Origin of the sequence: Affinirhizobium lemnae, assembly GCF_022968395.1 — a bacterium.
In the GTDB taxonomy this organism is placed as follows: domain Bacteria; phylum Pseudomonadota; class Alphaproteobacteria; order Rhizobiales; family Rhizobiaceae; genus Neorhizobium; species Neorhizobium lemnae.
In genome coordinates this window covers 1-21,552 of the sequence record NZ_JALJQZ010000031.1, presented here as the reverse complement: position 1 = coordinate 21,552, position 21,552 = coordinate 1, and the positions used below count along the sequence as shown (strand labels likewise).

At 55.6% G+C, this 21,552-nt stretch carries 20 protein-coding genes; 7 read left to right on the top strand and 13 right to left on the bottom strand.

What is annotated here, in order from left to right; all coding sequences use genetic code 11:
• Positions 1 to 3: 3 nt before the first annotated feature.
• From MUU53_RS16885 to MUU53_RS16875, 3 genes are all read right to left on the bottom strand, one after another.
• Positions 4 to 1,038: an amino acid ABC transporter substrate-binding protein gene (locus MUU53_RS16885; RefSeq protein ID WP_247261948.1), complete on the bottom strand. Its 1,035-nt coding sequence runs from the start codon at positions 1,036 to 1,038 to the stop codon at positions 4 to 6.
• Positions 983 to 3,169, bottom strand: a complete 2,187-nt coding sequence (locus MUU53_RS16880; protein ID WP_247261947.1) for an EAL domain-containing protein — start codon at positions 3,167 to 3,169, stop codon at positions 983 to 985. Before MUU53_RS16880 ends, MUU53_RS16885 begins: the two co-directional genes overlap by 56 nt.
• A gap of 393 nt (positions 3,170 to 3,562) precedes the next feature.
• A complete protein-coding gene (locus tag MUU53_RS16875; protein WP_247261946.1) occupies positions 3,563 to 5,161 on the bottom strand; it encodes a sulfatase-like hydrolase/transferase in 1,599 nt (532 codons plus the stop codon).
• An 80-nt stretch (positions 5,162 to 5,241) separates the two neighbouring features.
• On the opposite strand from MUU53_RS16875, the gene MUU53_RS16870 reads away from it, so the two are divergent.
• Positions 5,242 to 6,162, top strand: coding sequence for a lysylphosphatidylglycerol synthase transmembrane domain-containing protein (locus MUU53_RS16870; protein ID WP_247261945.1), 921 nt, complete (start codon positions 5,242 to 5,244; stop codon positions 6,160 to 6,162).
• A gap of 13 nt (positions 6,163 to 6,175) precedes the next feature.
• Here the strand turns inward: MUU53_RS16870 and MUU53_RS16865 are convergent, their stop codons facing one another.
• Positions 6,176 to 6,886, bottom strand: a complete 711-nt coding sequence (locus MUU53_RS16865; protein WP_247261944.1) for a CDP-alcohol phosphatidyltransferase family protein — start codon at positions 6,884 to 6,886, stop codon at positions 6,176 to 6,178.
• Between the two features lie 118 nt (positions 6,887 to 7,004).
• Positions 7,005 to 8,111 (bottom strand): GTP cyclohydrolase II RibA, encoded by a 1,107-nt coding sequence (gene ribA / locus MUU53_RS16860; protein ID WP_247261943.1) that lies wholly within the window; start codon positions 8,109 to 8,111, stop codon positions 7,005 to 7,007.
• 368 nt (positions 8,112 to 8,479) lie between these two features.
• On the opposite strand from ribA, the gene MUU53_RS16855 reads away from it, so the two are divergent.
• From MUU53_RS16855 to MUU53_RS16840, 4 genes are read left to right on the top strand one after another with little or no spacing between them, the layout of a single operon-like run.
• Positions 8,480 to 9,268: a zinc-dependent alcohol dehydrogenase gene (locus MUU53_RS16855; protein WP_247261942.1), complete on the top strand. Its 789-nt coding sequence runs from the start codon at positions 8,480 to 8,482 to the stop codon at positions 9,266 to 9,268.
• A gap of 16 nt (positions 9,269 to 9,284) precedes the next feature.
• Entirely contained in the window at positions 9,285 to 9,683 is a 399-nt protein-coding gene (locus MUU53_RS16850; protein WP_247261941.1) for a 6-pyruvoyl trahydropterin synthase family protein, read from the top strand.
• A gap of 35 nt (positions 9,684 to 9,718) precedes the next feature.
• Positions 9,719 to 10,723, top strand: a complete 1,005-nt coding sequence (locus MUU53_RS16845; RefSeq protein ID WP_247261940.1) for a glycosyltransferase — start codon at positions 9,719 to 9,721, stop codon at positions 10,721 to 10,723.
• Positions 10,720 to 11,517 carry a class I SAM-dependent methyltransferase gene (locus tag MUU53_RS16840; RefSeq protein WP_247261939.1) on the top strand — a complete coding sequence of 266 codons (798 nt, stop codon included), beginning with the start codon at positions 10,720 to 10,722 and terminating at the stop codon, positions 11,515 to 11,517. Before MUU53_RS16845 ends, MUU53_RS16840 begins: the two co-directional genes overlap by 4 nt.
• Here the strand turns inward: MUU53_RS16840 and MUU53_RS16835 are convergent.
• The gene (locus MUU53_RS16835; RefSeq protein WP_247261938.1) at positions 11,446 to 12,282 is read right to left on the bottom strand and encodes a RibD family protein; all 837 of its coding nucleotides are present in this window, start codon (positions 12,280 to 12,282) and stop codon (positions 11,446 to 11,448) included. The genes MUU53_RS16840 and MUU53_RS16835 overlap by 72 nt on opposite strands.
• A gap of 15 nt (positions 12,283 to 12,297) precedes the next feature.
• Positions 12,298 to 12,828 carry a cytochrome b gene (locus MUU53_RS16830; protein ID WP_247261937.1) on the bottom strand — a complete coding sequence of 177 codons (531 nt, stop codon included), beginning with the start codon at positions 12,826 to 12,828 and terminating at the stop codon, positions 12,298 to 12,300.
• A 207-nt stretch (positions 12,829 to 13,035) separates the two neighbouring features.
• On the opposite strand from MUU53_RS16830, the gene MUU53_RS16825 reads away from it, so the two are divergent.
• On the top strand, positions 13,036 to 14,283 hold the full coding sequence (locus MUU53_RS16825; protein ID WP_247261936.1) for a cytochrome P450: 1,248 nt from the start codon (positions 13,036 to 13,038) through the stop codon (positions 14,281 to 14,283).
• Positions 14,284 to 14,297: 14 nt separating this feature from the next.
• Here the strand turns inward: MUU53_RS16825 and MUU53_RS16820 are convergent, their stop codons facing one another.
• The 5 genes from MUU53_RS16820 to MUU53_RS23245 all read right to left on the bottom strand — a co-directional run bounded on the left by MUU53_RS16820 (position 14,298) and on the right by MUU53_RS23245 (position 20,418).
• Positions 14,298 to 16,619 (bottom strand): FdhF/YdeP family oxidoreductase, encoded by a 2,322-nt coding sequence (locus MUU53_RS16820; RefSeq protein ID WP_247261935.1) that lies wholly within the window; start codon positions 16,617 to 16,619, stop codon positions 14,298 to 14,300.
• A 102-nt stretch (positions 16,620 to 16,721) separates the two neighbouring features.
• A complete protein-coding gene (locus MUU53_RS16815) occupies positions 16,722 to 16,997 on the bottom strand; it encodes a hypothetical protein (protein ID WP_247261934.1) in 276 nt (91 codons plus the stop codon).
• Positions 16,998 to 17,024: 27 nt separating this feature from the next.
• On the bottom strand, positions 17,025 to 19,211 hold the full coding sequence (locus MUU53_RS16810) for a mechanosensitive ion channel family protein (protein ID WP_247261933.1): 2,187 nt from the start codon (positions 19,209 to 19,211) through the stop codon (positions 17,025 to 17,027).
• Between the two features lie 120 nt (positions 19,212 to 19,331).
• Positions 19,332 to 20,276 carry a 2-hydroxyacid dehydrogenase gene (locus tag MUU53_RS16805; RefSeq protein WP_247261932.1) on the bottom strand — a complete coding sequence of 315 codons (945 nt, stop codon included), beginning with the start codon at positions 20,274 to 20,276 and terminating at the stop codon, positions 19,332 to 19,334.
• Between the two features lie 13 nt (positions 20,277 to 20,289).
• Complete coding sequence (locus MUU53_RS23245; protein ID WP_281435172.1) at positions 20,290 to 20,418, bottom strand: hypothetical protein; 129 nt, start codon at positions 20,416 to 20,418, stop codon at positions 20,290 to 20,292.
• Here MUU53_RS23245 and MUU53_RS16800 point away from each other — a divergent pair.
• Entirely contained in the window at positions 20,417 to 21,271 is an 855-nt protein-coding gene (locus MUU53_RS16800; RefSeq protein WP_247261931.1) for a D-amino-acid transaminase, read from the top strand. The two genes, MUU53_RS23245 and MUU53_RS16800, sit on opposite strands and share 2 nt — an antisense overlap.
• A gap of 14 nt (positions 21,272 to 21,285) precedes the next feature.
• Here MUU53_RS16800 and MUU53_RS16795 read toward each other — a convergent pair.
• Positions 21,286 to 21,552, bottom strand: a 267-nt coding sequence (locus MUU53_RS16795) for a hypothetical protein (protein ID WP_247261930.1), incomplete at its 5' end; no start/stop codon positions are given.

The following is a 21,552-nucleotide window of genomic DNA, read 5'->3' as shown; positions in this document are numbered from 1 at the left end:
AAATTACTCCAAATATTCTTTTGGCTTTGAAAAGACCGCCTTCAATTCGGGCGACATTGGCAGCTTCATATTCTGTCCCAACGGCGGAATTGGGCGCTCGAACCACTTTGAATAAAGCTCCTGGATATCTTTGCTGGTGAACAGTTTTTCCAGGCTTCTGTTCACGATCGTCTTGAAAGCATCATCGCCCAATGGCAGTAAAATACCGTAAGGCTCCGGCGGACTGAATGTTTCCTCGGAGATAACATAGTCGTCCGGTCTAGAGGAGGCTGCGATCTGTCCGGCGAGGAGAATATCATCCATCACAAAGGCAGAGGCTTTGCCATTGGTGACCAGATTAAAGGAGTCCGCATTTTCGCGATTGAGCAAAACGGAGATATTCAGCATCCGTTGACGGTTGATCGCGTTCAATTGATCAAGGTTCACAGTTCCTGTCGTTGCTGCAACGCTTCTGCCTGCGAGATCCGAAATCAAGCGGATATTCGAACTCTTCAACGCGACGAAGCGCGTTGCCGTCACGAAGTGCGGATAGGAGAAGGCGACCATCTTCCGGCGCTCTGCGTTATTGGTTGTCGCCGCGCATTCCATGTCGATCCGATGAGATTTGACCATGACGAAGCGGGTAGCCGCTGTCACCGAAACATATTCTATCCGAAGGTCAGGCATACCAAGCGCGGCTGCGATATCTTTTACAATCCGCTGACAGATTTCGACGGTGTATCCGGTCGGTATGCCAGCAACAAGATAGGAGAAGGGTGGTTCCAAGGCACGATGTCCGATCGTGACTGTTCCGGTTTTTTTGATCCTCGTCAGAGTGTCTGAATTCTCTTCTGCCGATGCGGCAACGCTTCCCACAGTCAGTGCCAGTATCACAGCCCATAAGATTGTCGTGACGGATCGCAAAAGGTTTGAGGATGTGCTGATAACTCGTACCGTCGCTGCAATTTTATCGTAACCCGGCATAAAGATCGTCCCTTTTGTTTCAGGCAGCGCTCGATCCCAAATACTGTTCCGTGAAGCTGGCTTGCGGTCTGCCAAGTAGATAGCCCTGTACTGACCCGCAACCGGCCGCACGAAGCAGATCCAGTTGTTCCTTGTGTTCGACACCTTCAGCGGTAACGCTGATGTCCAGGCCACGGGCCAGTGAAACTGCCGACAGGACTATGTTGAGGCAACGGGTACTTTCCGCGACGCCTGAAATGAAGCGGCGATCCAGCTTTATGCGCGTTACCGGCAAGTCAATCAGATAGGACAAGGATGCAAACCCCGTCCCGAAATCATCGAGTGCAATGCCCACACCCATTGCCCGAATGGCCGTTAGGATGGTGATCGCTTCCTTGCCTTGGACTTTATTGGTTTCGGTGATCTCTATTTCTAGGCGGTCAGCCTTGAGCCCGGTTTCATTCAGTGTAGCACGAATAAAATCCGGTAAATCCTGTCTCAGTAATCCTATCGCAGAGACATTTACCGAGACTGTTGTCTGATCATCCTTGGCTGCTATTTGTCGGCATGCCTGCTTTAGGACCCAACGGTCCAGCTCTACGATGAAACCGGTTTCCTCAGCTGCAGGGATGAATTTGTCCGGCGTAATGAAGCCGCGTTTGGGATGGTTCCACCGCACAAGTGCCTCGTAGCCGGAAATACGACCCTCGCCGATAGCCACGATTGGCTGGTAATGTACCTCGAACTGGTCTTCGTTCAGGGCAGTCATGAGCTCCAGCTCTATCGTGGAGCGATGTGATGTTTCCATGGTCATCCCTGGTTCAAATATATGAAAGCAACCGCGACCTGCGCCCTTTGATGTGTAAAGAGCAACATCCGCATTGCTCAAAATTTGATTTGAGTTTCGGCCGTGTAATGGTGCTCTAGCTATTCCTATGCTGGCACCGATAGACAAGGAAAGTTCATCAATCTGAAAGGGTCTGGAAATCGCTTCCAGAATTCGCGCGGCCAACCGCCTTGCCTCCTTCTCTGCGTTTATGGCCACCACTTGTATGAGCGCAAACTCGTCACCACCGAGGCGGGCGAATACATCGTCCGGTCCCAGTAGCGTGGAAACCCGCTTACAAGTCGATATCAGCACCTGGTCACCGACGGCATGTCCGTAGGTGTCGTTGACGGGCTTGAAGCGATCAAGGTCTAGCAACATGACGTTGATAGTCTTGTTTCCGACTTCGACCTCTTCAAGCAGGCTACAGAGTGCCTTCTGGAGAAAAGCCCGATTTGGCAGTCCCGTCAGAGCGTCATGATGGGCAAGATGCTCCAACTCCCTGGCTGCCTCCCGCATTTGTCTCAGATGTTCACGCTCGACCACGGCCTCCCGCAAGGTCTCGATTGTCGTCGCAAGTTGGCCGATTTCATCCTGTCGTCGTTGATAGGGCGTGATATTGCCTGTCTCATCGCGCGCAATTCGTTTAAGCGCTTCGATTAGCACAGGCACGGGTTTGAACAGGCTCCGAAGCAGCAAGGCAATGGCGCCACCGGTGGCGAGCATGATCACGCTAAAGGACAGCAGGGAGTTGCGATAGAAGAGACCGCGGGTAGCCATCAGTGATTCCTTGGGACCAACAGATGCTGCGACACCGCCGAGGATCTTGCCATCGGAAGAACGGATCGGCAGATACCCTACATAATGCTCTTCCGACCCAATCTTCGCAAATCCTGTAAAGAATTCGGTGAAGTCTTCCGCAACGGCCCCCTTGTTCTCGGCCGATAAGGTCAAGCCTGATGGGCCTCCGTCACTGTCAGTGATGGAAATGAGACTCTTCGTTGATGCATCGTATTGAAGAAGCCATACCTTCTGTTTTGTCTGGACAGAGGCAAGTGCAAGAACATCCACGGCTACATAGCCTGTATCCAGCACGGATGCATCGTCCCCTATCATACGGTCGGTGATGATCCGTACGATCTGGCTCGACGGTGTCATGTCCACAGCAACGAAGGTATAGACGCTTCGAATTGCACTGCTTGCGATCTGAATATTGGTGCCCGCCTGCTGTCGCCATTCGTCTCGCTGACTTCGTTCAATCATGATCCAGCCTGTCGCTGCACCCGAAATAAAGGCAAGCGCGACAGCAAACAGCAGGAATGAAGTAACCTTGCCAATGATGGAGCGACGCCAATTGAAACGCGTTTTCGGGGCCTTTTGGCCTGCGATTATCGACAGCATCAGAGTTCCAATCAAAATGCAATTATAAGTAGGTTGTGTAAATGTCACATTCTAGATGATGGTTGCAGGGTTCTTTCAAAATCATTGACGGAGATGAAACTATGAAACAAAACAACCGCATGGTTAATAAAAATATATTAACCAGAACGTGATAATATTAAATTCAGATATTTTGGTGTGCTTCGAAATGAATACTGTAGTATTTAATCAATAATAATTATCAACATCTAAATTTATCTGGAGAAATCAATCTGAGTAAAATTGTTTACGCTTCAATACATTATAATATTAGAAAATATGATAATAAATCATTTTTTTGATTTGTGCCAACATCTATTTTTTGCACTGAGGCAATACTTACCACCAATGAGATCATCCGCGCGGTTTCTGGCTTCAAGGAATTGGTCCAGAGAAAAGCTCTACGATAAGGTTGCGGAGTTGATCCATCCTCAGGCTGTCTGTCTGTTCCGGTTTCAAACCGGAATTAAATCCATGCTTAAGGAATTCAGCGACAATATCAGACCGCTTTGCAATGATGTGAATCGGAACATCGCGTGTTGCGTCTGGTCCGGTTACGACTGACGCAGGCTGATGATCACCGATAACGATGAAGATCGCATCATCACCGAAGGTACGGATATAGCTTGCCACCGCCTCCAGCGAATAGTCTATCGTCCGGATGTAATGGTCGCGGATACGGTCGGGGTCTGCCCAGACGAAAGCCGGCGATTCGCCTGACGCGGCTTGGTCATTGAAGGCTTTCCCATCTCCCACCGCCTGCCAGTCGATCATATGAGGGACTGGCGTCCACGGTGCATGACTAGAAATGAGGGCTGTCTCGATCATGACACTCCGACGTGGCTGGGGATCTCGAATAAGTTTCTGGATGGCCGCAAGCGTGTACTGATCGGGCATTGTGACCCAGTTGAACGGCTTGCCATTGTAACCTAGATCTTTTGCAGCAAAAATTTGATCGTAGCCGAAATAAGCACTTTCCGGCCAGTCTAGTGTAATCGCGGGCATCGCCGTCGCCGTCTCCCAGCCCGCATTCTTGAACAAGCGGTTGAGACTGCTTCTGTCACTCATGATCAGCCGATCGTAGCGCGCCTGACTGTCGATCCAGAGTCCTGACAACAGTGTGCCATGGGCAAGCCAACTGAGGCCTGCCACAGTCGGCGATATGGCCCAGCGGCTGGCGATCTGAAAGCCGGACTGTTCAAGGTTTTTCTGCATATCCTCAAATCGTGCAGCTATACGCGGCGAGTAACGTGTGTCTTCAACAGCACTGCGTCCGTAAGACTCGACGAAAATCAGGAAAACGTCTTGTCCCTTGACCCGTCCCATGAGTTCGGTCTTGCCTTTGAAGGGGTCGGATTGTGCGAGCTCCACCTCAAAGCGGTGCATGTCAGCAATCGCATGCGAGATCAGATCGAGCCGCTGTATCAGATAGGGCGTGGCTTTGGCTTCGACCGTCAACGCATGCCGCTCATCTCCGCTTCGTAGCATCAGAATCGAAAGCCCGATCAATGCGGTTGATACCGCCACACAGCCATAAAGCTTGCGTTTGGACGACCAGCCTCCCGGAAAGTTGCATGACCAGTAGAACAGGCCAAATATGATGAAAAGGCTGAAGGATCCGCACAGAATGGCAAATGCGCCGACCCAGGTACCAATGCTCCTGGAAAGCACATTCCAGCCGTCGCCAATCATTTTGATATCGAGATAGGGGTTAAACGGTCTCTGGAACGCGGATTGCGTGCCGATGTCTGCCAGTTTGAGCAGAACCAGAACGCTTGCCAGTACAGTGACCACAGCCGCAACTTTTCCGCGCCACCTGCCGGGAACCATGATGAGACCCAGAGCTATGATCGGTATCTCAAGCGGGATGGACAGGAATGTCCGGAAATCGAATGCGTCGGGATGGTCCGGCATATTGATAAGCACGGACAAGAGAATGCAGAACAAAAGAAATCGCATCGCGCTTACAAACATGTAAATCATTCCCGCTCGTCGTCATCCGCGCCGGTCCATCACAATCGACGTTCCGTATCTGGACTACGCCCCGATTGTAGATGGCGATCACCCTGCTCGAGGAAAGGAGCCTGATTTTGAAACTGGTGCGCATTGTCGGTACCCTTCTCGCCCTGATCCTTGCTGCTTGGGTGGTCTGGCGAACCGACTGGAGCATCGTTTTAAAATCTCTTTCGTCAGTTTCCCTGGTTCATCTTTCTGCAGGCTTGTTGTTGGTCCAGTTCCAGATCTGCATGTCCGCATTCCGCTGGCGCTACACCGCATTGCGCATCGGACAGCCCATCGGGAAGTGGCAGGCCGTTCGCGAGTACTACCTGTCGACAGGTCTCAACCAACTGCTGCCCGGCGGTGTCGCAGGCGATGCAATCCGCGCCTATCGCGGACGGGCACACGACGGATCGGGCTTGGCACGATCTGCGACGTCCGTCATTCTCGAGCGGCTGTCTGGCCAGATTGCCCTTCTGATGTTCGTTTTGGGAGGCCTGCTGCTATGGCCAGATCGGATCTATGGCATCAATAAATGGGCTGTGCTGGCCTTGGTCGGTGTCGTGGTGGCAGTCTTGTGCCTGGCGGTTCTTCCAGTCATCCGCTCCAGATTTGCAGGGCTTGCAAATGATCTCAGCGCAGCTTTCTGCAGCATGGGAGCGGCGGGTTACCAATTGACGACAAGTGTTCTGATCGTTGCATCCTATATTGCGCTTTTCATGCTGTGCGCTCACGCAACCGGAGGCTCTCTGACGATCGGTCCGGCACTGATGGTTGTCCCTCTCTGCCTTTTGACGATGGTATTGCCGAGTGGCTTCGGCGGCTGGGGAACGAGAGAGGCTGCGGCTGCAGCTCTCTGGCCAATGGTCGGCTACACTCCCGACCAGGGCATTGCAGCAAGCCTGCTTTATGGAGCCGTGGCTATGCTCGGCGCAGCACCAAGTCTATTGGTGCTTCTTACATCCAAAGACAGATAATGCCCTTCGCGATTCATCCGCGCGCCGCGACGGATTTGGACGACCCTCGGACGAGTGCCACGATATCGACGGCGAATGAATAGACTAGAGCGATCAAAGCAATGGCTGAAATCCAGGCTGATATTGGCGCTTCGACTACCGGCACGAGTACAATACCGAGAGCCAGCACCTGGACCACACAGACCAGCTTACGGCGAAACGAGGGCTCGAGAGGCTGATTGAGGGCAGGCAAGGCGAGCTGCCCAAGAATGAACATGTATCGCATGGCGCCGATGAGCAGCACCCATGCTCCAGCTTTGCCCAGAACGAAGGCGGCACACGACAGCATCAGGATCAGAAATGCATCGACTTCCATGTCGAACTTGGCACCGAACTCCGACACGTGGTTGAAACGTCGGGCGAGGTATCCATCGAACCCGTCAAGCGTGAGCGCGACCACGGTGATGACGAAGACCGCCCAGACCAGGGCTGTTCCGTCCGAGCCTGCAAATGCATCCGAGAGAAGTATTGTCGCCGCCACAAGGCTCGTCGCGGCAGCACGGACGGCGGTAACCAGGTTTGCGTAACCAAACCTGGTGTGACGATGCTGCGGCAAAAAGCAGAGTGCCAGCCCGAACATGACAGCAAGCAATCCTGCCGCAGCGAAAGGAACAACTGGCTCCAGCGAATAATGGTAGGCGAGGGCTACGCTACCCACCAACGATAAGACAAAGATCACCGCCATCGATTTCAAGGCATCCCTCAGCAGCCTTCGACTAACGTTGAACGACTGCAAGGTGGGGAGCAGACTGTTCGAGCTGCGTCTGTCTGAATCAAGAATTGTCATGACGGCACGTCAATCCTTACTCAGCCGCGATCAAGGCGTCTACATCCAGCATATGGCCGGCGCGCGCGGTTTTCGTGCGGAGGTAAAACTCATTTTCTGAGGTAACGCGGCCTGTGACGGCACTGCGTGCATGAACGAGAATGCCCGCATCCGATAGCGCAGCGATTTTCATCGGATTGTTGGTGTAGACGATGACCTCATCGATATTGAGCAGCTTCAGCATAGCGACAGCAGCCTCATAACGACGATGATCGGCGCCGAAACCCAACTGGGCGTCTGCATCGATTGTGTCCATTCCGCGATGCTGGAAGCCGTAGGCCCGCATCTTGGCGCCAATACCCGTGCCGCGCCCTTCTTGGTCAAGATACAGCAGAACGCCGCCACCAGCCTTGGCCAGCAGATCGAGACCGTTCCGGAGCTGATCACCGCAATCGCATTTCAGCGAGCCGCACAAATCGCCGGTGATGCAGGACGAGTGGATACGGATCGGCACCGGCTTTGACACATCAGGCTTGCCGACAACGATCGCCACCTGATCCTTCTGCGCCAAACCACCGCGGAACACGACGAAATCCGCGTAGCCAAATGTTTCGAGCGGAACCGGCGTACGAGCGACGACCTGGAATGACTGCCGGACGTTGGAAGACGCGGACAATTGCGCATGATCCAAGGTACAGCACGAAGAGAAGCGCTTGTCGCCTTTTTCTACTTCTGCGCAGACCATGGCTGGAAGCAGCAGCGCCGTGCTGGCGAGCTCGGCGCTCGCGCTCTCCAGTTCATTTGCCTTGCGCCAGTAGGACAATGGCTTGGTCCCGGGAGTGTAAGCAAGCTCCGACGCCTGCTGGAAACTTGCATTCCAAAGCGGTGCGACGATATCGCTTGCCCGGGTGATGCCAAGTTTCTCGGCGCGATTGCGGGTGAGAAACAGTTGGTGCTTTTGGCCAACAACGCTCGCAAATTGATCGTACAGGGCCGGGGAAACGGCATCGAGAGCCAGTACGGCGAGAGCGCGAGATCTATCTTCGAGTATGATCGGCCGACCGAACCGCAACTCCGCTACGGCACGCTCTACTTCACGGGAAGGGTCTTTGAACTCGAGAGCAAATGGGCTGTGCTCGGTCATGATCATCTCCATTGAGTTTTCAGCTACTTACGCAACCAACCCATTCCTTGGATCGGTCGAAGGTGCATAAATAAAAGTTGATGGCTCAGGGGTGGAAATTCTGAAAGAAGCTCTAATTAGCAGCGGCTGACCCGAGGAAACTCCCACCTCGCGCCGTCAGCAACGCCTTAACTTGAACAGATGGTGTAGCAATGGTCGATGCCAAGTCCCTCTGGTGTGAGGCAGCCGGATATCCGGTATTGCGGTCAGAGGTTTTGCCACCCAGATCAAACGGCGAAGTGCTTGTCCGAACTCTTTTTTCAGGCATCAGCCGCGGAACGGAAACCACTGTCTTCACTGGTAAGGTACCCGAAACAGAATATGAGAGGATGCGTGCTCCGCATATGTCGGGCACATTCCCGTTCCCGGTCAAATACGGATACAGCTCGGTCGGACAGGTTGAAGAGGGTGAGGGGCTTGAGAAGGGGACCACCGTTTTCTGTCTCTTTCCACACCAGAGCCACTACCTTGTCAGAGCCGAGGATCTTGTCGTCGTCCCGGCCGGATTGCCGGCAGACCGTGCAGTTCTTGCCGCCAACATGGAGACAGCGCTTAATATCTGTTGGGATGCGCAGATCGGGATCGGTAACAGGGTCGCGGTTTTTGGTTGCGGAGTCGTCGGTCTGGCGGTCGGCTACCTCGCATCGCAGGTGCCGGGTGTGGAGTGCACGCTGGTGGATCTGGATGCATCGCGGTCTGAACCGGCGGAGCGCATGGGCGCTGCCTTTTGCCATCCCGACCAGTTGAGAGGTGAATTCGACATACTAATCAACGCGTCCGGGTCTGGGCAGGCACTTGCCCAGTGTGTGGATCATGCTGGTCTCGAAGCCAGAATAGTAGAAGCCAGCTGGTATGGTGAGCGATCCGTGACATTGCCGCTCGGAGGCGCCTTTCATTCACGCAGGCTTCGTTTGATCAGTTCACAGGTCGGACACGTCTCACCTTTACAGCGACCGCGCTGGACCTATGCACGCCGGCTTTACAAGGCTCTGGAACTGTTGGGCGACGACAGACTTGATGTGCTGATCTCCGGGGAGACCGCTTTCGATGATCTACCCCAAGATTACGGCCGTATCCTGACCGATCCCTCCACGCTGTGTCACCGTATTCGCTACTGATCAAAAGGAAATTTGCATGTTTGCCGTAGAAGTTCGCGATCACATCATGATTGCTCACAGCCTACCAAGACCGGTATTTGGCCCAGCTCAGGGAATGCACGGTGCGACTTTTGTTGTCGATGCCGCCTTCTTTACGCGCGATGTCGATGCTGATGGTCTGGCTGTCGATATCGGCCTGGCGACGCAGGTTCTTTCCAAGGTACTCAAGCCATTAAACTACCAGAACCTTGATGAGGTTGAGGTTTTCAAGGGTCGCGTTTCGACAACGGAAGTGATCGCCAAGCATATTTTCGATGAGCTTGCCAAAGCCGTAAAGGTTGGCGAACTTGGTTCCGGAAGCGATCGTATCTGCAAATTGCGTGTTCTTCTGCACGAAAGCCATATGGCGCGTGGATGGTATGAGGCCGAGCTTTGAGCCCGTCGCTCGTCTTTGCCTATCCAGGCGATCTCATGACGAAAACCGGCGGTTACGCCTACGACCGCCATATCGTCAGCGAATTGAGATCAGCCGGTTGGACAGTCAACATGATGCCGCTTGGCCTGGGGTTCCCTTATCCGCGCGAAAGGGATCTTCGGAATGCGGAATCGTTGATTGCCGCACTTCCGGATGAAACTGTGCTGCTCGTGGATGGTCTGGCCTATGGCGTCCTGCACGAGGTGGCCGAGCGCGAACGGGAACGGTTGCGGATTCTGGCGCTCGTACATCATCCGCTGGCGCTTGAGACCGGTCTCGATCCTGCAGACCGCGTCAGGCTGGAGGTCAGCGAACGGCTCGCTCTGACCTGCACCAGACATGTTTTCGTAACCTCGCCAGCGACCGCAAAGACGCTGGAAAGCTCCTACGGGCTGACCTCCTCTCATATCACGGTTGTTCTGCCAGGGACCGAGCCGGTTCAACCTGCGCAGCGCGGCTCAGATGTGCCGCACATTGTTTCGGTCGGTTCGCTGACCCCGCGGAAAGGCCATGACGTATTGCTGCGGGCACTGGATACGGTGCGTGACTTGCCCTGGCGCGCAACGATCGTTGGCAGTGAGAAGCTCGAGCCTGCGACGGCAAGAACCCTTCGGGCTCTTGTGAAGGAGCTTGATCTGGAGGACCGTGTTGTTCTTGCGGGAGAAATTGATGATGTGGGCGAGGTATTCGCGTCTGCTGATCTCTTCGCGCTTGCAAGCCGCTACGAAGGCTACGGCATGGTGTTCGCAGAAGCGCTCGCCCACGGTCTCCCGGTTATCGCCTGTCGGGCAGGTGCAGTTCCGGATGTGGTTCCTGCCGGTGCTGGTCGGCTGGTTCCACCGGACGATCCAGCGGCCTTTGGAACTGCATTACGGGAAGTGTTGCAGGATAATGACCTCGCCGATCAAATGGCGAAAGCGGCTTATGCCGCCGGTAGGCAGCTTCCGACCTGGGCGCAGTCGGCATCCGTCCTCTCCGACAGACTGAAGGATTTTGCATGAGTGGTTTTGATAAAAGCTGGCTCGCGCTGCGAGAGCCTGCAGATCTCGCAGCGCGCGACCCGGGTCTGGTCGAACACATGGTGGATTGGTTGCGCCGGAAGGAAAGACCGGTGATCGTTGATATCGGCTGTGGAACCGGCTCGAGCGTCCGCGCCTTGGGGCCGAAGTTTCCTTCCGATTTGCAGGTGGACTGGAGGCTGGTTGACTATGATTCAGAGCTTCTCCGCGAGGCGAGACACCGACTTGGCGACGATGGTCTTGAGTATCATCAGGTTGATCTCAACCATCTTGAAAATCTGCCGTTGGAAGGCGCTTCTGTACTCTCAGCCTCCGCATTCTTTGATCTCGCATCGGCGAGGTTTTGCGAGGAGATCGCAGCTCTTGTCGCAAAGCGCCGTTGTGCCTTCTACGCCGCGCTGAACTATGATGGCAAAGTAGAGTGGAGCACCCCTCATCCACTCAATAGCGATGTCGTCCGCGACTTCAACCAGCACCAACGCATGGACAAGGGACTGGGTTCTGCATTAGGCCCTCAAGCAGTGGCACATCTGCAAGGTGTGTTTGAAAGCCTCGATTACCGGATTTTCGTCGCCGAAAGCCCCTGGATCCTGGGAGAAGAAGAGGCGTTGCTTCAGCAGGAAATGCTGAAAGGAATGGTGCGACCGGTTCTTGAGATCGGCAGGCTTTCGCCCGCCGAAGTCGACCAATGGTTGGCGTTCAGATTAGACAGGGTCCGCGAGCGCTCGAGCTGTCGGGTTGGCCATCTGGACATCCTTGCCCTGCCGCGCGCTTGAGGAAGCAGCTTCGGCCCGGAGGCGGCAGTCGAACAGAATGTCGCTTCCGAGGCTGTAGACGCTGGCCTGCGGGCGCTGCGCTTCGGACAGGAACTTGATGGGATTGAGCGAGATTCCCGATGGTCCTGACCCGATGATCAGCGGAGCTATGGAGACGTGCAGGTGATCGATGAGATCCTGCTCGAGAAAACGGGCGATCGTCCGTGCCCCGCCCTCGACCAATACCTTGTTCAATCCGCGAGCTTGCAAAGCGTTCAGGATGTCGTGCGGGCAGAGGCCACGCTCCTTGAGGGGCAATCTGATGACGTCGGCGCGCAGTGCGCGACGCGGAGCTTCGGCGGATTGGATGACAATGACCGGAGCCCCGTCATCCAGCAAAATTCGTTCAGAGCCCGTCAGTTCAGCACGACAATCGATGACGACTCGGACCGGATCCGGCCCCTTGACCTCGCGAACGGATAATCTGGGATTGTCGGCCTTCACCGTCCCAACACCGACAAGAACCGCATCCATCAACGCACGGCACCGATGCAGATGGGCAAGACCATCAGGCCCGGATATGTCGCGCGCATCGCCGAACGGCGTTGCCACGCGTCCATCTAGAGACTGGCCGACTTGCGCGAGGACGAAGGGCCCACGTGCTTCTGCCAAAGGCCCATAGAGCATTGAGGCAGCGCCTCGTTCGATTGAAAGACGGCTGGCTGAACTGTTGCGCGCCTGAAGCAAATCGCCCCAGATCTGGTCCGTCATTTCAACGCGACGCATAAGCAAACCTCCCGCTTACAGCATTTTCTGCAGCGTTCCGTCTCTTTTGATGAGATGGTGAAACAGCACGCCAGCGATATGTAACGCAAAAAGGCCAAGAAGGATCCATGCGCTCCAGGTATGGATGGTAGAAAATGTCGGAGCCAGTGATGGAAGTTTGCCGATCGGACTCCATACGGTGAAAAGGCCGAACCAGGAGAGGGGGAAGCCATGGGCGTTCGTTGCGAGAAAGCCGCTAACCGGCATGACCACCAGCATCAGATACAGCAGGGCGTGAACCAGTCCGGCGAGAGCGGCAAGCGAACCTCTGTCGCTGGAAATGGGCTTCTCACTCGTCAAGCGTATGCCGATACGGACTAGCATGATCCACAGCACGAGGAAGCCTATGGATTCATGCAGCATGTAGAAAGTGAGCTTGAAGGGTTCCGCCGTGAATTTGATCATCATCCCCAGCGGCCAGGTGGCCAGAACGCCGAGTGCGACGATCCAATGCAGGGCTCGCATGGGCGCGGGATAGGGTATCGTTGACAAGCGGTCAGTCTGCATGGCTGTTCACCTCCTGGGTCTGATACGCTTTCTGCGGATGCTGGATCAGGAGAGTGCTGGCGTTGCTGCAGTTCTACCGATGACATGGCATCACAAAATCGTTTGGCAGGCCAGCCAAATCCCGAAACTTCAATTTTTCTGCGGATGGCTGTTTCGTGGCATCGCGAATTGATTTCGCTTTCTGCATTGATGATGTAGTCCTCAGGAATGACCGACATGAACGAATTCCTGCGCATCGATGCATCCACCCGCCGGGTTTGGCTGGATGCTCGCCATCCCGGATTCTACAGCGATCCGAACCTGACCTATGCACAGCTGCATGCCCAGTGCCCCACCTTCTTCTGGGAGCAGCAAGGGCAATGGTTTTTCACTGGTTACGACCACGTGAATGCCCTGCTGAGGGATCGAAGATTTGGTCGGCAGATTCTTCATATAGCCAGCCGCGAAGAACTGGGGGTGGCGGAGCCGCCAGAGCATACCCGCAATTTCGATCTGGCCGAAAGACATTCGCTTCTGGAAATAGAGCCGCCGGAACACACGCGACTGCGGACGCTGGTCAATCGCGCCTTTGTTTCGCGCCATGTCGAGAAGATGAGCGGCGAAATCGAGCAACTTGCGAACGATCTGATCGACAGGTTCGAGAGCGCCGGACGAGTGGAACTCTTGTCAGCCTTCGCCGACATTATCCCTGTTACGATGATAGCGCGGATGATCGGCATTCCGGAGGAGATGGGACCGCAGCTTCTGCGCTGGAGCCATGACTATGTCGGCATGTATATGTTCAAGCGAAGCCGCGCCGATGAAGAGGCGGCTGATCGCTCTGCCAAGGAGTTCGCAGATTATGTGCGCTCGGTCATCGCGGAGCGCCGCAGCGCCCCGAAAGACGATCTGCTGAGCCACATGATCCACACGGAGCACAAGGGTCAGTTTCTCACGGAGGAGGAACTGGTCTCTACCACGATCGTACTGCTCAATGCTGGCCATGAGGCGACGGTTCATCAGATCGGCAATTCAGTTCGGATCATCCTGGAAAGCAGGCTTCCGGTGAACGACCTGTTTCGGGACTCGGCTTCGACGGAACGCGTGGTTGAGGAAACGCTCAGGCTCTGCGCTCCCGTTCATATCTTCCAGCGCTGGGCGTTGGAGGAGGTTGAAGTCGACGGCGTATCGCTCAAGCGCGGCGACAAGGTGAGCCTCATCCTGGCTGCGGCCAATCTGGATCCGGCAAAGTTCCCGGACCCGCTCATCTTCAAGCCTGACCGCAACGATGGAGCAAACCTGTCCTTCGGGGCGGGCATCCATTTCTGCATTGGCGCGCCCTTGGCACGCCTAGAGCTGAACATTGTCCTGCCTCTTCTGTTCCGGCGCTTGCCGAACCTAAAGCTGGCGCAGACGCCCCAGGTGAAGGACGTCTACCATTTTCATGGGCTTGAATCGCTGCATCTCACCTGGTGAGAAGTTCAATCGGTTCACGTTACGATCTGGACCGGAACGGCTTTCGATGCCGGGGTTTTCGAATGCTGATCGTGATGCGAAAGGGGGATCAGCGGGTTGAGCTCGGGGTAATAGCCCGCGATACAGCCATCCGGCAGGTCGAATGGTGTCACCGTCAGACCGCCCACATAGCGCTTGCGTCCGTCGTCGGCGTCTGAGGAGAGGCCGACAACCTGGCCCTCGCGAAGTCCAGCCTTTCGGATCTCGGACGGGCTCATCAACAGAACTGAACGCGTACCTTCGATCCCGCGCAGGCGATCGCTGTAACCATAGACGGTCGTGTTGAACTGATCGTTGCTGCGCAGAGTGATGAGGCGGTAGCGTCCAGCAGAGTCTGCGAACCCTGCCGCCGAGAGCTGCTTGGGAAGGGTGAACTCCGCCTTTCCGCTTTCCGTTTTCCAGATCCGCTCCCGAGCGCTATTGCCGCGATAGAAGCCACCCGGGGTAAACACTCGGGCGTTAAAATCGTGGAACTGGTCAGGGTAGGTGGCCTCGATCAGGTCGCGGACCTTCGAATAGTCGCCCGTCCATTCATCCCACCGCACCTTCGGATTGGGGGCAAGGGTCTCCTTGGCGATACCCGCTACGATGGCCAGTTCGGACTTCAGATGTTCGCTCGCGGGCTTGCGCTTGGCAATCGATCCGTGGATGCAGCTGAAAGTATCCTCGATCGTCACGATTTGCGGGCCCGCCTCCTGCAGGTCTTCCTCGGATCGCCCAAGACAAGGCAGGAGATAGGCGATATCGCCGTTGAAAAGATGGCTGCGATTAAGTTTGGTTGCGATCTGGACTGTTAGCCGCATCCGGGGCCAGGCCTCTTCCATGGCGCCTTGCTCGGGAATGGCCCGAACGAAATTGCCGCCAAGACCAATGAATGCCTTTACGGTGCCGTCCAAAATTCCCTGACAAGCGTCAACGGTCGTCAGTCCTTTTTCGCGCGGTGCTGTGAAGCCGAACATCTCCTCCAACCTGTCGAGTGGAACAAGCTCCGGCTTCTCCGATATGCCAACGGTGCGCTGGCCTTGCACGTTGGAATGACCGCGCACAGGTGAGATGCCTGTGCCATCACGACCGATATTGCCTTTCATCAGGAGTAGATTGACGAACATGCCGATGTTGTCAAATCCGTGAACTTGCTGGGTGAGGCCCATGCCATAGATTCCGATGACGCGTTCCGCTTCGACATAGACCTGCCCCGCCTGTTCCAGAGCATCACGCGTGAGACCGGATTCGTACTCGATCTGCTCCCATGGCGTTGAGCGGACGAGATGTTCAAACGCTCCAAAATCATGGGTATGCTGATCTATGAAATCACGATCCAGAACGCTGCGTCCGCTTGATCTTGCCTCGTCATCCTTCGCCAGAACATGTTTGCAAAGTCCCATGAGGGCTGCGATATCGCCTCCAGCCTTGACCTGAAGATAGTAGCTGGAGATTTGCGTTTCCTGGCCCGTCAGCATCTCGGTCGGGCTTTGCGGATTGATCATTGCTTCCAGCCCGCGTTCGCGAACCGGGTTAAACGTGACGATCCGGCAGCCCCGCTTTACCGCGTCCTGAAGAGGATGCAGGAAACGCGGACTGTTGGAGCCTGTGTTCTGGCCGAAGAAGAAGATGGCGTCACAGGTGGAGAAGTCCTCGTAGACTGAGGTGCCGACTGGAGCGCCGATGACTTTCTTCAGGGCGACAGACGTCGTCTCATGACACATGTTGGAGCTGTCGGGTAGATTGTTGTTTCCGTAGAGTCGCGCGAACAATGCGTAGAGATAAGACGTTTCGAGGCTGGCTCGACCCGAGGCATAGAAGACCGTGGATTTCGGATCGAGAGATTTCAGCTCGCGACCGATGGCGGAAAAGGCTTCATCCCAGGAGCAAGCGACATAAGTATCCAGCTCGCGATCGTAGCGCAGCGGATGGGTAAGACGCCCCGTTTGTTCGAGATCGTAATCGGTCCAGTCCCGCAGTTCGGAAATCGTATGTTTTGCAAAGAAATCGGGCGTGCATCTGCGCGTCGTAAGCTCCCACAGGGTCGCCTTCGCACCATTCTCGCAGAACTCGAATGCATTGTGATTGGCAGGCTTCGTCCAGGCGCAGGACGTGCACATGAAACCGCCAGGCTTGTTCTGGTGGGCGAGCGTATCGAGAACGCCAGGGGTCGGCCATTCCTTGCCGAAAATGCGGGTGATACCTCTCAGCGAGCCCCAACCGCCGGCCGGTTCATCATATTTCACGGTATCCTGATCAGCCACCAGCGCATCTCCTTCTGCCTGCGGTCCAGGCCGAAAGCAGCTCTGTGTCATTGCAGATTGAACGACTGCATTGGCGTGATGCTTCGACGGCCCGCTCGGGCAACTCGAAGAAAGCCGGTTGGTTCCCCGACTAATCTATCTTTCAGGTATCGATCAGGAAACGTTCCGCAAGGCGTGCCCAGAGTGCTGCTCCAACCGGAATGTTGGCATCGGAGAAATTGTATTTCGGATTATGCAGCCAGCCGACTCGATACCATTGCCGAGGCGGATGAAGGCACCCGGCAATTCCTCCAGCATATAGGCAAAATCTTCGCTGCCGGGGATGAGCCGACAGACGCCAACCTTCTCCGGCCCGACGAGTTCTGAAGCAATCGTTTTGATGAATTCGGCATCTGCCTCACTGTCGGATACGACAGGCGTGCCGCGCACATAATCGATGCAGATATCAGAAATCTGTCACGTGCTTGCCTGTGACGTCAGCGGCATAAGCGAGGCCGCAGCGGCATCTCCCGGGCGTTCGCTGCCGCCGCGCACGACAACGGCGTTTGATGCCAGCGGCAATCCGGCTGCTTTGAACGCGGCCAGAAGGCGCTTCATGCCCTCGCGCTTGATGATGCTGGGATTGCCAGGGCGCGCGGTAAACTTGAAACGGATCACCATGGAATTTTCCGTCACATCCTGAATGCCCTGCATCTTGAGAGGCACCAGGAAATCGCCGCCGAATTCCGGATCATCCAGCATGGCAAGGCCGACCTTCTTCGCCGTCTTCCGGATCAGCTCCAGATCCGCGTCCCGATCGAACCGCAATTGGAATTTGATGGTTCCCCAGTCGCGGCTGTAGTTGGTGATCGAGGTAATCTGGCCAAAAGGGACGGTGTGGATCGGACCATTATGGTGCCGGAGCCGAACCGACCGCAGCGAGATTTGCTCAACCGTTCCCATCAGCTTTCCGGTATCGATATACTCTCCGATCCGGAACGCGTCCTCGGCCAGAAAGAATATGCCGGAAACGACATCCTTCACCAGCGTCTGGGATCCGAAAGACAGGGCAAGACCCAGCACTCCGAAACCGGCAAGAAGTGGTGCCACATCTATTCCGGCAGCCGATACGACGACAAGCGCCGCGATGGCGATGACGCCACCCAGGACAAGATTTCGCACGACAGGCAAGATTGTGGAGATCCGGCTTTTTTCCTTGCGGGCATCGCCATCATCCTCTCCCGGCATGATGACCGTGGCGCTCGGCGCGATTGCTTCGAAATATTTGAGTAGGAAACTGCAGAACGACCAGCTGACGATCAATGCCAGGCTCAGTCGCTCAAGCCACATCAGCCAGGTGGTCACCAGTGTAGAAGCACCCATCAACAATGGCTGCCACAGCTGCACGATCATATGAAGCCCTATCAGCCATATCGCCCCCGCCAAGGGTGTTCGAAGGCTCCACAAGACAACGGATGGCAGGCCCTTGCCGGTCGCGGCTTCGCGCTTCCTCGCCATATGGCCAAGAAGGGAAACGACGGCCAGATCAAGAACGGGCACCACGATCATTAGGAACTGCGTTATACCGGCGGCGCGAGCCCAAACCAGGTTTTGTGCCGAACCCGCGACCAGCAGGCCTGTTGCCCATATGACGATTGCCGAAACAATGTATGAACCGGCCAGAATACTCCCGACTGCCCGCCGAAAAGGCCCGGCATCTTTCCCGGCAAACACAGACGCGATATCGCGGCGACCGCCAATGAACCAGTAAAGCTTCATCACGGTCAGGACTGTGGTTGTCAGGAACAGCCAGCTATCGGCCGCCGCAGCATCAACCATTCTCATATCCGCCAAATGCACGCTATTCCCGATGAAGGCGGTCATAAGCCCATAAAGCACCAGCATCCGGAAATGCCAGCGCGGCCTTGCGATATCGATCAAAGGGCCGCCGCCTGAACCATTGGAGTGAAACAGAAAGCGACCGAGGCACGCATACACCAGCCCGCCTGTCAGCATTGAGAGAAGGGCGCCATTGACCTGACGCCCAAAGCTGCCTGCATCCAGACCCTGGCGAGCCGCGATGTGGGATGCTGCATGGAAAACTGCCACTGCCGCGAGATCAAGTAGCAAGCGCAAACCCGCGCTGGTGAACCGGCGTTTCGGTATGAAACGCCCGAAGGCATGGTTCAGAACCACGCGAGCACCATAGGCGCTGATAAGCCCCAGGCTCGCACTGACCAACAGCATCCATGCTGCGAATGTGGTGCCACCCGGCTCTTCGGAAATTGTCTGCCAACTTGTCTGGAACACGGCTGGCAGCCGGGTGATGCCGGAAATAGCCCCCTCTGTGCCGTTTGCCAGTGCTTTCTGAAGGTCGCCGATCATCCACATGTTGTTCATGGCGGCCATGGATTGATCGCGGCTGTCAGACACAGCTGGCGGCGGCGTCTCTTCCGCCCATCGGATGAGCACGGGAGCGCCGCCCTGAGAGGCAGCCTTGACGGCGGCCTCTATCTGCTCGGCTGTTTGATTTGCGGTAAGGACCACGATCGTCGGCGGCTTGTCTTCAGCAGAAGCCGAGCTCTTGGCCGTCTGAAGCCAGACAACAAGACAGACAAGGCAGGCCAGAAGCCGCGAAAACATATGAATGCGTGTACCCAGCATGCCCCACCTGACGCCATCGAAAATGCCCCCAGGCATTCCATTGATGATGATGCAATGTTGCCCGCATTTAGGCAATTGGCCGAGGGTGGGATCTGCCGGTTCGGCCGATGGCCTGGACGATCAATATCCGCGTTTTCGGTCTATGGTGACAGGCAGCTTCCCAGTACTTCTCCAGGTCTCGATGTTCTGTGCCACTATTCTCGATGCTGTCACTGCATCTGTTGGCGCTGAGATATGCGGAAGAACCGTAACATCCGGGTGCTGCCATAGCGGGGAGTTCTTGTCGAGGGGCTCCTGCGTAAAGACATCAAGCACCGCATGATCGATATGCCTGCTATTCAGAAGCTCGATAAGGTCATCCGTGTCGACAATCGCGCCACGGGCGAAATTGATGAGGGAGGCACCTCTTGGCATCAATCCAAGGCGATGTTTGTTCAGCAAACCTCGGGTTTCGGTAGTAAGAGGCAGAAGGCATACGATGATGTCGCTTGTCGAAAGAACCGTGTTGAGGCCATCCTCCCCGGTGAAATGCATGACACCTGGCAGCGTTGCCGCGCTACCGCTCCAGCTCTGGACCTTAAACCCGGCATCCATCAGGCGTCCCGCTGCCGCCTTGCCAAGCACACCCAGTCCCAATAGACCAACAGTCATTTCGCCGGGATGTCGGTAGCTGCGTGGTTCCCAACGGCAATCGACTTGCTGTTTTCTGTAAGCGGGCATCTCCCGTTGCAGATAATAGGTCCAGGCCAGAACCGCCTCCGCCATCACGCGAGACAATTCCGGATCGATGAGCCGCACGATGGGCGGAGCAGCAGCGCCTAGTTCAGCAACCAGCCTCTCCACACCGGCCCACAGGCTATGGATCCAGGATATGCCGGGAAGGGCGGCGACATCACTAGGATCGGGATTGGCAACGATTGCGATTTCGGCCAGTCGCCTTTCCTCCTGCGTCAGATCCCGAAAAGAGAGAATATGCTCTGTCGGCATGGATTGCTGCAGGACGTTCAGCCAATACTTCTCTTCATCGCCGGGCATACGGGTGACAAATGCAATCGGCGGCGCCATGGCGATTCTCCGTTCAGGTTTCGGTCTTTTCAGCATCCACGCCATAGGCGTCAAGCCTTGGCCTTGCCCGAATCGTATGCTGCTGGTTCTGTGCGACCAGCGACGTCGCATGGGCGTCTGATAGAATGACCGGAGTGAGCATGTCCCGCATCGTATTTGTAAATGGCGAATGGAAACCCGAGGCCGAGGCAACGATCTCCGTCTTCGACAGAGGTCTTCTGTTCGCGGATGCAATCTATGAGGTGACGGCTGTCATCAACCGCAAGCTCATTGACTATCCAGGCCATACGGCCCGGCTCAAGCGATCGCTGGAAGCGCTCGGAATCCCGGCACCGGTATCTGACAGTGAGCTTCTCGACCTTCATCGCCAGATCATCGAGCGAAACGATCTGGAGAGCGGATTGATCTATCTGCAGATCTCGCGAGGGGCAGCGGATCGCGACTTTCTCTTCGCCGATGGCATGAAGCCCAGCATTATCATGTTCACTCAGAAGAAAAACGTTCTTGAGAACACGAAGTGGGAAACCGGTCTCTCGGTCGTCACTGTGCCGGAGGGGCGTTGGGCGAACCGGCAGATCAAGACCGTGCAGCTTCTCTACTCATCAATGGTGAAGACGGAAGCTGCAAAAGCAGGAGCAGACGATGTATTTTTGGTCGAAGACGGGCTGATCACGGAAGCGAGCTCATCGAACGTTCACATCGTCACCAAGGATGGCGTTCTTGTAACGCGGCATCTGTCGAACGCGCTTCTCCACGGCATCACGAGGGCATCCGTGCTTTCTCTCGCGCAGGGCTCCGATCTCAAAGTGGAAGAGAGGGCGTTTTCCGTTGATGAAGTCCTGAGCGCAGCAGAAGTCTTCATTACCTCCGCAAGCGCATTCGTTATGCCTGTCGTTCGCGTCGATGGCAGATCAATCGGTGACGGCAAGCCTGGTCCAGTTTCACGGAAGCTTCTGCAGACTTATATCCAGGATCGTCTGGCCAACGCGATCTAGCCGCAAACCCGCCCCTATACCCACGTTCGGGCCGTATTTTTGGAGCTTCCGGCTCTGACGCTAGGCGGATGCACGAATAAATTAAGCCATATCAACGGCTTATCATTTTCGTTGACTGATTTTGAAATCGTGTGTTGACGGATAAAATTGGTTTGCCTATAAGCCGTGTCACTGACGAGGGCAGCGGCGCTGCTGGCGACGGTTTTTTTCGTTCTTGAGGAAGTCTGGTTTTGGCTGGATTGTTTCTCGAGGGGTTGATGATCATTGAGATTGGCGAATGC